Origin of the sequence: Micromonospora sp. WMMD714 (genome assembly GCF_029581315.1) — a bacterium.
Lineage (GTDB): Bacteria > Actinomycetota > Actinomycetes > Mycobacteriales > Micromonosporaceae > Micromonospora > Micromonospora rifamycinica.
On the sequence record NZ_CP120744.1, the window covers coordinates 5,405,650 to 5,420,316 of the forward strand.

Annotated in this window: 16 protein-coding genes; 3 read left to right on the top strand and 13 right to left on the bottom strand. The window is 73.9% G+C overall.

Annotated elements, in window-relative coordinates:
* Positions 1-23 precede the first annotated feature (23 nt).
* Genes O7625_RS23030 through O7625_RS23045 form a run of 4 tightly spaced genes read right to left on the bottom strand, consistent with a single transcriptional unit; the run spans position 24 to position 3,690 of the window.
* The gene (locus O7625_RS23030) at positions 24-620 is read right to left on the bottom strand and encodes a GNAT family N-acetyltransferase (protein ID WP_282341445.1); all 597 of its coding nucleotides are present in this window, start codon (positions 618-620) and stop codon (positions 24-26) included.
* A gap of 44 nt (positions 621-664) precedes the next feature.
* Positions 665-1,759, bottom strand: coding sequence for a winged helix DNA-binding domain-containing protein (locus tag O7625_RS23035; protein WP_282341447.1), 1,095 nt, complete (start codon positions 1,757-1,759; stop codon positions 665-667).
* Between the two features lie 60 nt (positions 1,760-1,819).
* Complete coding sequence (locus O7625_RS23040; RefSeq protein ID WP_282341449.1) at positions 1,820-2,476, bottom strand: response regulator transcription factor; 657 nt, start codon at positions 2,474-2,476, stop codon at positions 1,820-1,822.
* On the bottom strand, positions 2,464-3,690 hold the full coding sequence (locus O7625_RS23045; protein WP_282341451.1) for a sensor histidine kinase: 1,227 nt from the start codon (positions 3,688-3,690) through the stop codon (positions 2,464-2,466). Before O7625_RS23045 ends, O7625_RS23040 begins: the two co-directional genes overlap by 13 nt.
* 170 nt (positions 3,691-3,860) lie before the next feature.
* On the opposite strand from O7625_RS23045, the gene O7625_RS23050 reads away from it, so the two are divergent.
* On the top strand, positions 3,861-4,079 hold the full coding sequence (locus tag O7625_RS23050; RefSeq protein WP_067313666.1) for a hypothetical protein: 219 nt from the start codon (positions 3,861-3,863) through the stop codon (positions 4,077-4,079).
* A 70-nt stretch (positions 4,080-4,149) separates the two neighbouring features.
* On the opposite strand, the gene O7625_RS23055 is transcribed toward O7625_RS23050, so the two are convergent.
* The 4 genes from O7625_RS23055 to O7625_RS23070 all read right to left on the bottom strand — a co-directional run bounded on the left by O7625_RS23055 (position 4,150) and on the right by O7625_RS23070 (position 7,804).
* The gene (locus O7625_RS23055) at positions 4,150-5,163 is read right to left on the bottom strand and encodes a HEAT repeat domain-containing protein (RefSeq protein WP_282341453.1); all 1,014 of its coding nucleotides are present in this window, start codon (positions 5,161-5,163) and stop codon (positions 4,150-4,152) included.
* Positions 5,164-5,167: 4 nt separating this feature from the next.
* A complete protein-coding gene (locus O7625_RS23060) occupies positions 5,168-5,830 on the bottom strand; it encodes a HEAT repeat domain-containing protein (RefSeq protein ID WP_282341455.1) in 663 nt (220 codons plus the stop codon).
* A gap of 148 nt (positions 5,831-5,978) precedes the next feature.
* The gene (locus tag O7625_RS23065) at positions 5,979-6,608 is read right to left on the bottom strand and encodes a response regulator transcription factor (protein ID WP_282341457.1); all 630 of its coding nucleotides are present in this window, start codon (positions 6,606-6,608) and stop codon (positions 5,979-5,981) included.
* Entirely contained in the window at positions 6,605-7,804 is a 1,200-nt protein-coding gene (locus O7625_RS23070) for an ATP-binding protein (RefSeq protein WP_282341459.1), read from the bottom strand. The genes O7625_RS23065 and O7625_RS23070 overlap by 4 nt, the downstream gene beginning before the upstream one ends.
* 136 nt (positions 7,805-7,940) lie before the next feature.
* Between O7625_RS23070 and O7625_RS23075 the strand changes: the two genes are divergently transcribed.
* Positions 7,941-8,606 (top strand): DUF998 domain-containing protein, encoded by a 666-nt coding sequence (locus O7625_RS23075; RefSeq protein WP_282341461.1) that lies wholly within the window; start codon positions 7,941-7,943, stop codon positions 8,604-8,606.
* 92 nt (positions 8,607-8,698) lie between these two features.
* On the opposite strand, the gene O7625_RS23080 is transcribed toward O7625_RS23075, so the two are convergent.
* The 4 genes from O7625_RS23080 to O7625_RS23095 all read right to left on the bottom strand — a co-directional run bounded on the left by O7625_RS23080 (position 8,699) and on the right by O7625_RS23095 (position 12,252).
* Positions 8,699-8,878, bottom strand: coding sequence for a hypothetical protein (locus tag O7625_RS23080; protein ID WP_282341463.1), 180 nt, complete (start codon positions 8,876-8,878; stop codon positions 8,699-8,701).
* Between the two features lie 160 nt (positions 8,879-9,038).
* Positions 9,039-9,725 (bottom strand): hypothetical protein, encoded by a 687-nt coding sequence (locus O7625_RS23085; RefSeq protein ID WP_282341465.1) that lies wholly within the window; start codon positions 9,723-9,725, stop codon positions 9,039-9,041.
* A 334-nt stretch (positions 9,726-10,059) separates the two neighbouring features.
* Positions 10,060-10,707, bottom strand: a complete 648-nt coding sequence (locus tag O7625_RS23090; RefSeq protein ID WP_282341467.1) for a response regulator transcription factor — start codon at positions 10,705-10,707, stop codon at positions 10,060-10,062.
* 225 nt (positions 10,708-10,932) lie between these two features.
* Complete coding sequence (locus O7625_RS23095; protein WP_282341469.1) at positions 10,933-12,252, bottom strand: ATP-binding protein; 1,320 nt, start codon at positions 12,250-12,252, stop codon at positions 10,933-10,935.
* A gap of 155 nt (positions 12,253-12,407) precedes the next feature.
* On the opposite strand from O7625_RS23095, the gene O7625_RS23100 reads away from it, so the two are divergent.
* Positions 12,408-13,562: a histidine kinase gene (locus tag O7625_RS23100; protein WP_282341471.1), complete on the top strand. Its 1,155-nt coding sequence runs from the start codon at positions 12,408-12,410 to the stop codon at positions 13,560-13,562.
* Positions 13,563-13,604: 42 nt separating this feature from the next.
* Here O7625_RS23100 and O7625_RS23105 read toward each other — a convergent pair whose 3' ends face one another.
* Entirely contained in the window at positions 13,605-14,606 is a 1,002-nt protein-coding gene (locus tag O7625_RS23105; protein ID WP_282341473.1) for a P1 family peptidase, read from the bottom strand.
* Positions 14,607-14,667 lie beyond the last annotated feature (61 nt).

The window sequence follows — 14,667 nt, forward strand, 5'->3', positions numbered from 1 at the left end:
GTGGCCCTGGGCGGGTGCCGGTGTCAGGTGGGTGGTCGGTCGCCCCGGATCCGGGCGTGCAGATGCATGTCGTGCCGGCCGTCGGGATGGACGGCGTCGCTGCGCTTGGTGCCCTCCAGCAGGAACCCGGCCCGCAGCGCGGTCCGGCAGGACGCGGCATTGCGGGTCGAGTGGTCCAGGTGCAGACGGTGGAAGCCCGCCCTGTCCAGCGCCCAGCCGCCGAGCGCCGTCAACGCCCGGGAGGCGACCCCCGCCCGCCGGGCGGCGGGCAGCACCCAGTACGCACACCCGGCGACACCGTCGTCGAGGTCCATGCTGGTCAGCGCGATCCGCCCGAGCACCTCGCCGCCGCCCCGGGTCACCGCCCAGCTGGCGCCGGTCTCCCGTGCCCAGGCCTGGTGGTACTCCACGAACCACTCCCGGACCTGGCTCTCGGAGGCGGGATGACGGGCGTGCCAGTGCCGGATCTCCGGATCCTGGTAGGCGGCCAGGAACGCCGGGGCGTCGGGTGGTTCCCAGGGGCGCAGGACGAGGTCACCCGGCGCGGTGAGGGTCGGCTGCGGGCCGGCGGCGAGCGCCCCGGCGGGAATGGTGGGTGGCGTGGAGAGTGGTACCCGCACGCCGCATCCTCCCCCACCGTCGTGGACCGGTGTCAAGCCGCCGGTCAGGCGTCGACGTCGACGTCGACCCGGGAGACGCCCCGGTGCGCGGCGAGACGTCGGGCCTGCGCGACGATGCTGTCGCGGGTGGCGGCGGACAGGGTGCGCCACGGCCGGACGGCGAGCGTCATCGTCCGGCCGGACTTGCGGGGACGCCAGGTGCCGACCAGCTCGCCACCGGCCAGGACGGCACCCGGCCGGCCCAGCACCGGCCACAGCTCCTTGGCCTGGGCCGGCTCCGGCACCAGGGTGGCCCGGTCCCTGGCCTGGAGGAACAGGTCGTACGGGCCGAGCAGGCGGACGGCCGTGGTGTCGTCGCAGGAGGCGAGGGCCGGTTCGTCGGCGGCCAGCACCCAGCGGGCCGCTCCGTCGACCTGCACCTCGGCCACGTCCTCGGGCCAGCGGGCCTTCACCTCCCTGACCGGGGCGTCGAGATAGTCGGCCACCTGCTGGGGGGTGGCCGGGCCGAGCAGCCGCAGGTAGGCGCGGATCAGGTCGAAGCGGTCGCCCGAGATGGCGGCCCTGGTGAATCCGGGGATGCGTTGCAGGACCGGTGGTGAGGTGCCGGGGCGCAGCTCCAGCCCGGCCCGCACGGCGGCCAGCCGGAACGGCATCTCGTAGAGATGGGTGGCGGCGCAGGGGCGGCAGAACCGCAGGTAGGGCTGGGGCAGTAGCTCGGCCAACCGGCCGGAGGCGTCCCCCTTGACCGTCGGTGTGGTGACGACGTCCCGCAGCCGGGCGGCCACCTCGTCGAGGGCGGCCAGGGTGCCGATGCCGGCCGCCTTCAACGGCTTGGCGGCGTCGTAGATGCGTTTGCTCGCGTCGGCGTCGGAGTACGGCGCGACCGCCGCCGCCACCTCGTTCACGTCGGCGCGTCGGTAGAGGTGTGGCGCACCGCGCACGGTCCAGAGCAGGACCAGGTCCGCCAGGGACGATTCCGGTAGGTCGAGCCCGCGCACGGCCAGCGCCCACCGGCCGCCGTCGGGGCCGGTGTCCTGCGCCCCGATGTCGAGGACCGCGGTGTCGGCGAGCGTGCCCCCGGCCCGGTCGAGCTGCTGTGCCTGGACGCGGAAGTGCAGCACCTGCCGCCGGTCGATCATCCGGCCAGCCTAGGCGACACCCCCGACAGAACGCGCCGCCGTCAGGTTCTACCGCGGGCGCTACCCCCGGCCGCCGCCGAGATGGCGCAGCACCGCGGTGACCCGGCGGTCGACCCGGTCGTCCGGGGGCAGCTGGAGCTTGGCGAAGATGCTGCGGATGTGCTTGTGCACCGCGCCGTCGGTGACGAACAGCCGTTCGGCGATCGCGGAGTTGCCGAGGCCCTCGGCCATCAGCCCCAGCACCTCACGCTCGCGCGGTGACAGCTCGCTCAGTGCGGTGTCCGGTCGGCGGTGGCGGGCCAGCAGCTGCCCGACCACTTCCGGGTCGATGACGCTGCCGCCGGCGGCGACCCGGTGCAGCGCGGCGAGGAACTCCTCGACCCGGCCGACCCGTTCCTTCAGCAGGTAGCCGAGTCCGACCGCGCCGACCGAGAACAGGTCGGTGGCGAACGCCTGTTCCACGTAGGCCGAGAGGACCAGCACCGCGAGGCCGGGCTGGCGGCGGCGGGCCTCCACCGCGGCCACGATGCCCTCGTCGGTGTGCGTGGGTGGCATCCGCACGTCCACGATCGCCACGTCCGGCGTGTGGGTGTCGACGGCGGTCAGGAACTCCCCCGGGGTGCCCGCCGTGGCGACCACGTCCAGGTCCTCCGCCCGCAGCAGCAGGGCCAGCCCCTCCCGCAGCAGTGGGTCGTCCTCGGCGATCACGATCCGCACGGCAGCTCCACCTCCAGTCTCGTCGGCCCTCCCGCAGGGCTGGTCAGGGTCATCCGGCCGTCGTACGCCCCGACCCGCCGACGGATGCCGGTCAGCCCGGAGCCGCGGGTCTCGTCGGCGTCGCCGTGTCCGTCGTCCTCGACGGTGACCAGCAGCCGACCCCGCTCCCGGCGGACGGTCACGTCGACCCGGCCGGCACCACTGTGCCGGACCACGTTGGTCAACGCCTCGGCCACCACGAAGTAGGCGGTGGCCTCGACCGAGGCGGCACAGCGTACCGGCACGTCGACGGTGAGCCGGCAGGGCACCGCACAGTCGCCGGCCAGTCCGGCCAGGGCTCCGGCGAGACCCCGGTCGTCCAGTACGGGTGGCAGGATGCCGCGCACCACCGTACGGAGTTCGCCGAGGGCCTGCTCGGCCGCGTCCTGTGCCCGCCCGAGGATCTCGTCGGCCTGGTCGGGGTCTCGTCGGACCGCCCGGCGGGCCGCTCCCAGCAGCACGTTGACCGCGACCAGCCGGTTCTGCGTACCGTCGTGCAGGGACCGTTCGATGCGGCGCAGTTCGACCGCGTGGGCGTCGAGCGCCGCGGCCCGGGTCGCGGTCAGCTCGGCGACCCGCAACGACAGGTCGATGCCCGGCGGCGGGGGCAGCAGCCACCGGCCCGGCCGGGCCTGGAGGCGGGCGAGGGCCGGGCCGACCGTGACCGTGGCGGCCAGCCAGCCCAGCCCGAGCAGGCCGACCAGGAGCGCTTCGGCCAGCCCGTCGATGCGCCACCAGACGATCCCCGGTGCGCCGGCCTCGGCCGGGAGCAGCCGGTACCACAGCGGGAACGTGATGTCCTGCACGGCGTAGAGCGGCAGGGCCAGGCCGATCAGTCCGCTGAACAGGCCGGTGACCGCGTGCAGGGCGACCCAGCCGAGTTCGCGACGGACGAACGGGTCGCGTACCGCCACGGGCAGCGCGGTCGGCACCGGACCCGGGGTGGGGATCGGCGTGCCCCAGCGGGACAGTCGGGCGCGCTCGCGGTCGGCCACCGCGCGGACCGTCCGCAGCGCGCCGGGTGCCGCCGGCAGCCCCACCCAGACCAGGCAGGCCGTCGCCACGAACACCGTCCAGAGCAGCGCGGCCAACGCCAGCAGTGCGGTACCGAGCCCACCGACGAGGTGTTCGAGGGCGTCGACCGCGGCACGTGCCCGGTCCCGCAGGTGCGTCATCGCCAGACCTCCCGGCGCCAACATAGGCCACCGTGGTCCCGGGCGGCAGCGGCCGGCGCGGAAAGTACCGCCTGCTGTACCCCGGTTGGTGGCGCTGGCGGGATCGTCCTCGGCCCGTGCCCGCGCCTACCGTCGGACGGGTCGATGTTCGTTCGTCCGAGGAGGCAACCATGATCGATTCGACCCGTGTCGCCGACGCTCCGGTCGCCCCGCCGCAGCCGGCGGCCGACCGGCTCCGCCCGCTGCTGTGGCTGGTCCTGTTCGCCAGTGTGGCGGCCAACGTGGTGCTGACGACCGCGGTGGACCATCCGTGGATCGGGTCGGCGTGCGGCCTGGTGGCCGTGTTCTGCGCGGGAACGCTGATCGTCCGGCACCGCCGCGGGCGGTGAGCGGGTCGCCGGGCCGTCCGGCGCCGGGCCGGTCGCCGGCGCCTGCGGTGGCCGGGTCGGCGGCCGGCGCTCAGCGGCCGTCGGGGGTGGTGCGGAGGGTGAGCAGGTAGCGGGCGGTGAGCGCGACGGCCCGGTCGTCGTCCCCGGTCAGGCCGGCCAGTGCCCGGGAGGTGGTGTCCCCCGGGATGCCGGCGAGCGCCTGGGTCAGCCGGCCGCGTGCCGACGCCCCGAGGTGGCCCGGGGTGAGCAGCTCGATCAGGCGTGCGGCGATCCGCTGTGCCGTGGCGGGATCGGTGGCCAGCGCGCCCAGCGCGTCGGCGGCGTCGACGTCGTTCACCTCCGCGACGATCATGTCGATGAGCGTCGGCACGGCGTCGGGTTCGCCACGGGTTCCGAGGGCCAGCGCCGCGTGCCTGCCGACCACGGGATCCGGGTGGCGCAGGGCGTCGCGGAGCAGCGTGGTGGCCTCCCCGCCCGGGATCTCGACGATGGCCCGGACGGCCCGTTCCCGCACCTCGGCACCGGGGGCGTCGAGCCCGTCCGCCAGCAGGGGCAGGGCGTCGACGCCCGCGTGGGCGAGCGCCCAGCGCAGTGCCCCGGCGACGTTCGGGTCGGACTCGTCCAGCGCCGCCGCGACCAGCGCCTCCACCGGCACCGGGACCTCGCCGGCGGAGGCCAACGCGGCGCGTTGACGCTGGTCCGCGCGCGGTGAGCCCAGGTCCCGCAGGAGCGCGACGACCTGGAGGACGTCCTGCCAGTCGGCGGGGTCGGCGGCGTCGATCCGCCGTAGGCGGGTGAGCAGCTCCCGTTCCGCGGTGATGCGCGCCTGCGTCTGCCGGATGAGGTCGTCGACGAGTTCCGCCGGGGTGAAGGCGGGATCGTCGAGCGCCCGGCCCACCGCCCGCAGCGGCAGCCCCAGCGAGCGCAGGCTCTCGATGTGGAAGATCCGTCGGAGGTCCGCGCCGGAGTACTCGCGGTAGCCGACGCCGGTACGGCCGGTCGGTCGGAGCAGGCCGAGCGACTCGTAGTGCCGGAGCATCCGGACGCTCACGCCGCAGCGTCGTGACACCTCACCGATCAGCACCGCTTCACCCCTGCCCGCTGGCCTCGCCGAGCGCCGCGACGCGCGTCGCCTCCGCGAGGGAGAACGCGAATCCGGCGTCCGGGTCGCGCGCCAGCCGCTGGGTGGCGACCGCGTGCGCGCGTACCCGGGGATCCGGGTCCGTCCCGGCAGTGTGCAGCAGCGGCGCGGCGACCTCGCCGAGCGCGGCCATCGCCCGGCTGAGGCTCAGCTGCGTCGCCCGGTCACCCCGCCCGAGCTGGGTGGCCAGTACCGCGGCCAACCCGGGTTCCGCGCCCTCGGGCACCAGGGCGACCGCCGCCCGCCAGGCGCTGCGCGCCGCCTCGTCGTCGGGGTCGGTCAGCAGAGCCCGGGTGATCGCCGGCCAGGCCCGCCGGTCCCCGATCTTGGACAGCGTGTGCAACGCCTGACTGCGGGCCTGGGTGCCGGTCGACCCGAGGGCGGCGACGAGCCGGGGCACCGTCGCCTCCGGCGGGTGACGGGTGAGCGCCCAGGTCAGCATCTCGCGGACCGAGAAGTCCGGTTCGGTCGCGCAGCGGTCGACGAGCGGGTCGACGAGCGCCGGGTCCGGGGCGGTGCCGATCGCCAGCGCGGCCCGCAGCCGCACCGACGGGTCACCACTGGCCAACCCCCGTAGCGCCCGCGCCGTGTCCGTTTCCTGTCTGGTCATCGGAGACCACCTCCCCGACGCAGTGAAGCCCCTGACACCGTGTCAGGGTCAACCGGAGCCCGCTGACACGATCATCGGCCCGCCTGCACGACGTGGCGGTACACCTGTGCGCGGACGAGCGTTGTCCTCCGGTGCCGCCGGGTTCGGGTCATTCGTACCTGACGAGTCCGGCGCGCTGGGCGAGGAGGGCGGCCTCGGTCCGGTTGGTGCAGCCGAGTTGGGCCAGGACTCGCGAGACGTACCCCTTGACGGTGGCTTCGGTGAGGTGCAGTCGGGTCGCCAACTGGGCGTTGGTCAGGCCGTGGCCCAGGCCGGTCAGGATCTCGCGGTCCCGTTCGGACAGGCCGTCCGGCAGCGTCACCGGCGGGACGGGCGGCAGCAGGACCCGGGCCGCGCCGGGCGGCAGGACCGTGTGGCCGGCGGCGGCGGTACGGATGAGGTCGGCGAACTCGCGCGGCGGCGTGGTCTTGAGTACGTAGCCGTCGGCTCCCGCGCGCAGCGCGGCGGCCACGTACCGGTCGGCGGTGAACGTGGTCAGCGCCACCACGACCGGGGGCGGATTCAGGGCGGTGATCTGGTCGGTGGCGACCAGTCCGTTGACGCCGGGCATGCGAAGGTCCATCAGAACCAGGTCCGGCCGGTGCCGGATGGCGGCCTCGACCGCTGCGGCCCCGTCCGTCACGGTGTCGACGACCTCGATGTCGCCGGCGCTCGCCAGGATTGTCCGCAGGTGTGCGCCGACCATCGGGTCGTCGTCGGCCACCACGACCCGGATCACGACGACCCGCCGTCCGGTACGCCGGGCAGCAGCGCCCGCACCGTGAAGCCGCCCTGAGGTCCGGGGCCGGCGGCGAACGTGCCGCCGAGCAGTTCGACCCGACGCCGCAGTCCGTGCAGCCCTGTCCTCGACCCCGAAGCGGCCAGCCGTGCGTCCGCCGCCGACCGGCCCACTCCGTTGCGGACGACGATCCGTACATGGCCGCCCTCGTACCGCACCCCGACCTCGACGCGGGCACCGGGCGCGTGTTTCCTCACGTTGGTCAGCGCTTCCTGGACGACCCGGACCACCGCCTGGCCGACCGCCGGGGACACCGGAACCGGGGTGCCGGTCACCGTCAGGGCCGCCGGGCCTACCAGTGGTCGTAGGTCCGGCAGCGGTACCGGCACCGGTTCCCGGGCAGGTGGCTGCTCGGGTAGGACCCGGACCAGGTCGCGGAGGTCGTCGAGGGCGGTGCAACCGGCCTCCCGAATCCGCTCGGCGGCGACCCGGGTCGCCTGGTCGGTGGTGGTGAGCCCGAGCGCGCCGGCCTCCAGCACGATCAGGCTGACCTGATGCGTCACGACGTCGTGCAGGTCGACGGTGAGCCGGGCACGTTCGTCTGCGACGGCCCGCTCGGCCTCCGCATGCCGGTCGGCCTCGGCCCACCGTGCCCGCTCGCGCAGCATGTCGACCGTGCGGCGCCGCGCCGCCAGGTACAGGCCGAGGAGGACCGGCACACCGAGCAACACCAGGCCGGAGCGGAGCCGTAGCCACGAGAGCGGCCACGGTGCCGTGGCCGCGACCAGGAGAGCGACCACCGCCGCCCAGCCCGAGACGCGACGCGCGGCGTACACGGCGACCGCGTAGGCCGCGAACGGGGCGGCGGTGGTGAGGAACACGACGGTGTTGTCGTCCGGCCGGATCGGTCCGCCCCCGCCGATGGTCTCGACGGCGACCAGGACGGCGCTGCAGGCGAAGGCGAACCAGGCCACCGCCACCGGCGCGTTCCGGCGCCACCACAGCGCGCCGGCCGCCGCCGCGAAGACCACCGCTGTGCGGCTGTCGCCGATCCGGAGGGAGGCGGTCGACCCGGCCAGCACCACCGGTCCGGAGAGCAACGCGACCGCCACCACCACCGCGTCGACCGACCGCCGCCTCGGCGGGTCACCCCGCTCCGTGACCGGCTCCGGCCCACTCCCGTTCGCCCTCACCACGCGACCACGGTAGGCCGGAACCGGGAACCCGTCCCGGCCGCACCGACGAAAGTAGGTCCGGAATCCCCACCATCGGCCCCGGGCGACCGACGGCTGCCGCTACCGCGGATCGGGGTGTCACACGCCCAATAGGGCAATGAAGGAAACTGTCGCCACCCGACGGCTCCTCGCATGTGGCGCCGCTGCCGGTCCGCTGTTCGTCAGCGTGGTCCTCGTCGGCGGCGCGCCACAGCCCGGATATCGCCCGGTCCGCCAAACGGTCAGTGAACTGGCCACCGGACCGACCGGATGGATCCAGACCACCAACTTTGTCGTGTGCGGCCTACTGTTCGCGGTATTCGCCCTCGGGGTGCTCCGTACCCTACGCCCCCACCCGATCGCCGGGATCGCGGCAGCCCTGACCGGCCTGTTCGGTGTCGCCCTCATCGCCTCCGGGCTGTTCACCACCGATGTCGCCGGGCAGGCCCGGCACACCTGGAGCGGCACCGCGCACGACACCGCCGGCGGTGTCGTGTTTCTGTCCCTGCCGCTGCTGACCTTCGCCTGGGCCGTCCACACTGCCCGGCGTCGCGACTGGATCTGGGCGACAGCCAGCGCAGCGGCCGGCGTGACCATGCTCCTGCTCGTCCAGGGACTGGCCGTCCCTGGATACCGCGGCCTGTACCAGCGCCTCACCATCGGAGTCGGCTGGACCTGGATCACCGCCTTCGCCCTGCATCTTTACCGCACGATCGCCGCCCACGACGGCGGAGCAGCCGATCAGCTGTACCCGGTCACTCGCCCGTTCCGCCGAGGTCGATGAGGATGCGGCCGTCGCCTCGACAGGGGAGTCCCCTGGCGAGGCGACGGGCGACGGCAGCACCGAGTCCGGGCCGGCGCCGATGAGCTGCGCGGTCAGCCGTCCATGCCGCTGATGGCCACCTGCACCCACAGGATCGAGGCGAGGGCGATGCCCAGGAAGGTGAGCGCCGACAGTCCCAACGCAGCAGCGAGACGCAGGCGCTTGCGGGTCACGACGAAGACGACGACGGATGCGGCCACTGCGAACAGCGCGAGGAATGCCGTGAATCCCATGGTTCGGTTTCTCTTCTCTTCGAGGAGTTCCGCAGCAGCGGACTGCTGGTGCGGGCAGGTCGGGTCGTCCGGTTGCCGGCCGTTCCGGTGGGGTGCCGGCGAAAGCGTGTTGTTGTCCAGGTGGTCGGTGTCGGCGGGGAGGCCCGCCGGTCGAGCGCTGTCAGGGGGCGTACGGCAGAACCTGCAGGCCTTTGTCCCCGTCGCCGGATGCCGTGATGCGGCCGTTCTCGACGCCGATGACGCCGTACGCGCCGTGCAGCTCGAACAGGCCGGAGTCACCGGCCAGGTCGATCCGCCAGACCTGCGACGCCTTCCCGTCCTGGCAGTTCTCCAGCTTCAACGCGGCACCGGCGGTGTCCGCGACGCAGTAACCACCGCCGGCCTCCTCGTTCCAGAACGGCGGCTTGATGAGCACCCGGTTCTTCGCCGCCACCGGGGCCGGGTAGAGGGCCATCATGGTGGAGTCCGTCCGGTCGGTTCCGGTGAAGTCGACCTGGCCCTGGCCCGCCTGCAGGAAGCGGTCCACGCCGTCGCCGGCGACGTCGATCAGGACGCTCTTGCCGGTCTTGATGCCGGTGATGCGCAGCCCGGACAGGTCCGAGGTGACCTTCGCCCTGGTCGTCGGCTTGGCCGGGGCGGCAGAGCTGCGGGTCGGCGCGGCGGAGGTCGGCGCGGTCGGGGGCTCGGCGGGGACCGCCGTACCGGAGGGCGTTCCGGCCGGCGTGGACGTGGCGGGTGCGGACGTGCCCGACGGTACGGCGGACGTGTCCTCGCCGCTGGCGCAGGCGGTGAGCAGGCCGGCGGTGGCGAGGACGGCCCCCATGACGAACGAACGGGTGTGGCGCATGTGCTTTTCCTTCAGGAGAGGGGGGATCGGGTGCCCGGTGTCACCGGCAGTGCCGACGACGCCAGCCGTTCAGGCCGGTGGCCCGGTGGGCTCGTCTCGTACCGCGGTGTCGGGTTCATGCCGTAGAGACTGCCGAACGGACACCGCGGTCTCTTCCCGCCACGGGCCGGCGTCGGCTCGACGCTGAGCGGAGATCGGGAGCCGCGCCTCATCCGAAAGGTGGAGGCGACGGCACTGCGGTGACCGGGCCGACGACCGGGGTGCTGTCCCCGGCTGGACGGGTCAGGGGTGTGCCACGGCGGGCCGGGCGTCTTCGCGGCCGGATGCGGTGCCGTCAGGCGTCGACGAGACCGGCCCGCCACGCCCAGGAGGCGACCTCGACGCGGTTGCGTACGCCGAGCTTCGCCTGGGCGGCAGCCAGGTGGGTCTTGACGGTGGACACCGCCACGAACAGTTGGTCCGCGATCTCCTGGTTGGTCAGTCCCCGGGCCACCGCCCGTACGACGTCGTTCTCCCGGTCCGTCAGGGCCTCCACCGGCGCGGTCGCGCGGATCTGCGGCCGGTGCCGGAAACTGCGCAGCAGCCGGACGGTGACCTGGGGCGCCACCAGGACGTCCCCGCGGACGGCCGCGCGGACCGCCTCGACCAGCAGGGCCGGCCCGCAGTCCTTGAGCAGGAACCCGCTCGCGCCGGACTGCAGGGCGACGTCCACGTACTCGTCGTCGTCGAACATGGTGATGACGACGACGGCGATCGGGTCGGTGACGTCGGGGCCGGCGAGCAGCCGGGTGACCTGCAGTCCGTCCAGGCCCGGCATGCGGATGTCCAGCAGGCACACGTCCGGGCGCAGCCGTCGCGCCGCCTCGACCGCCGCGCGCCCGTCGGCGACGTCGGCCACCACGGTGATGTCCGGTTGGGCTTCCAGGATCATCCGGAACCCGACCCGCATCAGCTCCTGGTCATCGGCGATCAAGACCCGCACTGGCTACCGTCCCCGTCCTCGTGGCCGCTTCTCGGTGGACACTGGCAGCGCCCGGTCGGCATCCGACGGAGATCCCCGATCATCGAGAAGGGATGATACGGGTACGCGCGTCGCTGTCCCGGAGCCACCTGCGCCCGCCACGCCGTGGTTCCAGGACGGCGACGATGGACGATCGGGCGGCCGGGAACAGCACTCTCCACCTTCCGGGGTCGTGCGGGGGCAGGACTACGGTTCGGCCCGGTAGAGCGGCAGGTCGGCGAGGACCTGCCAGCCGCCGCTCGTGCGGCCGGCGGTGAACCGGCCGCCGAGCAGACGCACCCGCTCCCGCATGCCGACGAGTCCGGAGCCACCACGACGTCCACTGACGAAGCCACTGTGACGTCTACCGACGACGCCCCAGCCACTGTGACGTCTACCGACGACGCCCCAGCCACTGTGACGTCTACCGACGACGCCCCAGCCACTGTGACGTCTACCGACGACGCCCCAGCCACTGTGACGTCTGCCGATCGGCCGGTTCGCCTTCCCGTCGTCGCGGATCTCGACCCGGAGGTGTCCCTGCCCGGTCCGTACCGATACCTCGACCTGCCGTGCCCCGACCGCGTGCCGACGGGCGTTGGACACCGACTCCTGTACGAGGCGCAGCACCGATGTGGCGACCTCCTCGGCCACCGGTTCGGCCAGCTCGACCGTCACCCGTACCGGCGGGCTGCCGGCTGACGACATGGCCCGCAGGTCGGCCGCCAGGTCGGTGGTCCGGGTCAGCGGTGCCGGCGTCCGGCTTTCGCCCGGTTCGCCCTCCCGCAGCGCGGCGACGAGGTGCCGCATCGAGGACAGCGCCTCGATACCGGAGCGTTCGATCACCGGCAGGGCGTCGAGTGCCGCACCGGGGTCCGATATGGAGCGTTCCTGTGCGCTCTGCGCCTGGTCCATCATCGTCCTGACCTGGTGGGTCACCACGTCGCGGAGTTCCCGTGCCAGGGCGAGGCGCTCCCGCTGTTGCACCGCGATCACGGCGGCCTGCCGCGTCCGGGCCCGTTGCCGGTCGCGACTGCGCAGGTACCACCCGTACGCCACGGGCAGCACCACCATCGCCATTCCCGACAGCGACAGACTCCACCACGGCTCCGGCGTCGGCTCCCCCGGTGGGGGCGCGTGCTGCGGTCGTAGCTGCGCCGCCACCGTGCTGGTGGCCAGGAGCAGCCCGACGAGACCGGTGGCGGCGACCCCGGGAACCCGCCGGACCACCGCCACGATGACGATCGCCACGGCGGCGATCTCGGTCACGGCCAGGCCCGCCGTGTTCTCGGCGTCGGCCGCCCGCAGCACCCCGGTCGAGACGACGAGGGTCGCCGCGGCTCCCAGCGCCCCGGGAACCGGCCGTACCTGTGCCAGCAGCGCCAGGGTCGCCATCAGGGCGATGCCCGGTACCGTCCACCCGAAGAGCGCGGTGTCGGATTCCGCGAGGATCCGGATGTCGAGCAGGCCGAGGACCACCAGTGGAACAGCCCACGGCCATTGCCGCAGCACCCGCGCGGATACCACCGTCGTCACCCTCCCGTGCCGCGCCTCCGCGCTCGCCGGGAGGACACCGGAGACAGTACGGTTCGTCGTCATCGCCCGCGGAACGGCTGCTGCACTATTGTCACCGGCGGCTCCCCCGGATTCGGACCGACGCGAGGAACTGCTGTGGTGGCGGCGTGAAGCTCGACTGGCGAGGTCTGATCACCTGGGACTGGCCCCTGGCCGGGCTGCTCGCGCTGGCGTTGCTGCTGGACGGGGCGACGGCGAGCGAGCTGGGGTACGACGACCGGTGGGAGCTGCCGGGTTTCCTCGTGGTGTGTGCCCTCGCGTTGCTGGCGTCGCGGTGGCCGGTCGTCGCGGGTGTCGGTGTGGTGGTGGTCCTGCTGGCGTGGTCGGTGGTGCTGCGGCTGGCCGGTGTCGCGGTCCCCGCCGCCGCGGGCGGGTTGGGGGCTGCCGAGGTCGTCGCGGTCCTGGCCGTCATCGTCGCGGTGGTCCGCCGGACGTCCAGGTCCACCGCCGCCGGCCTGGTGGGGTTGCTCCTGCTCGGCTGCCTGGCGGTCGGGGTGCTGCGGCCGGAGCACCCCGGCGCTCCTCAGGAGCTGGGCTGGTCGGTGCTCCTGCCGGTGGTGGCCGTCGTGGCCGGCTGGATTCTGCGGGTGCGCGACGCCCGGCAGGCGCGGGAGCTGCGGGCGGTCGTGGTCGCGACGCAGTTGCGTGAGCGGGTGGCCCTGGCGCGGGAGCTGCACGACGTGGTGGCCCACCACATTGGCGGCATGGTGGTGCAGGCCCAGGCGGCGCAGGCGGTGGCCGTGCCGGATCCCGGTGCTCCGGCGCGGGTGCTGCCGGTGATCGAGCGTGCCGGTGCGGAGGCCCTGTCGGCGATGCAGCGGATGGTGGCCATGCTGCAGGATGTCGACGGGGAGCCGGTGACGCCGCCCACGGACCTCCTCACCGACCTGCGTGCGGCGGCTGTCACCTCGGGGGACGCCACTGCGGTCCGGTTGGCGGTGGAACTCGCCGAGCCCGTGCCGGCGGCGGTCGCGACGACGGTGCTGCGGCTGGTCCAGGAGTCGGTGACGAACGCGCGGCGCTATGCCGTGGGCGCCCGTGAGATCACCGCGACGGTACGGGCCGGAGACGGGCGTGTCCGCGTGCAGGTGCGTGACGACGGACGGCACGCTGACCGGCCGAGGAGGTCCGGGGGCGGCGGTTACGGCCTGGTCGGTATGCGGGAACGGGTGCAGCTGCTCGGCGGCCGGTTCGAGGCGGGCCGGTTGCCCGGTGCGGGCTGGCAGGTGCTCGCGGACCTGCCGCTGCGGCCGGAGCCCTGATCGGTGCGGCCGGCGACCGGCTCGGGCTGGGTGGGCGCGGGATCAACCTCGGGTGCGGATGTCGACGCTGGAGAGGACGGCGTCCCAGGCCAGCTCGGCGGCGACCGTGCCCAGCCGGAGCGACGGGGCGGGCACCGTCACCTCGTCGGTCGTCAGGGCGAACAGGGTGTCGCCGTCGGCGATGGTGTGGAAGGGCTGGATCGCCCGGTGCATGGAGCCGTGCACCTGGGTGGCGAACTGGGCGAGTTCGGTGTCGGTCATCCGGACGTTGGTGACCACGGCGGTGAGGGTGGTGTTCCCCCCGGTGGGCGCGAGGTCCGGGGTGGCCGCCGCGATCAGTTCGGCGTAGTCCTCGGCCGGGTGGCGACGCCGGCCGGTCGCCGGGTCGAGGTTGCCGCGTACGATGTCGCCGTCGCGGTCGACGATCACGCCCATGGCGTTCACCACCGTCAGCACCAGCAACCGGGCCGCGCCGATGCGGGTGAAGGCCGCGCCCTGTCCGCCCCACTCGGCGCGGGTGTTGTCGACCTTGCCGACGGTCGCGGCGACACCCGCGCCGACCCTCCCGACGGCCACCCGGTCGGTGCGTACCGCGCGCAGTCCGTCGGCACCGAGTCGGGCGTCCGGGTAGATGGCGTTGTCCCGGGGGGTGAAGTCGTAGACGACGGCCCCGGACACCACCGGCAGACTGCCGAAGTCGGTCGCGTAGCCGGTGCGGCGGAGCAGTTCGTCGTAGACGCCGGACGCCGCGGCGAGCCCGAAGCTCGACCCGCCGGCGAAGCACAACGCGTGGTGGTACGGGAAGCCGCCGCTGACCCCGACGGCCCCGCCCCGCTTGTCGACGGCGGTGCGGGCGCCGCCGGGGATGCTGAGGACGGTGACGCCGGTCGGGCCGTCGGGGTACTCGGCGGTGCCGATCGCCACGCCGGGCAGGTCGAAGTCGATCCATCCGTCGCCCGCCGCACCGAGCACCGCGGCTCGTCGCCGGTGGTCGTTGCCGATGGGGGACGTCGTGCGTGGCGGGGCCGGATGGTGTTCGGACATGAGGGTCACCGTCTTCCGTGGGGTGGGTGGTGGCGTGTTCCGACCGGGGTCGGGTTGCCTA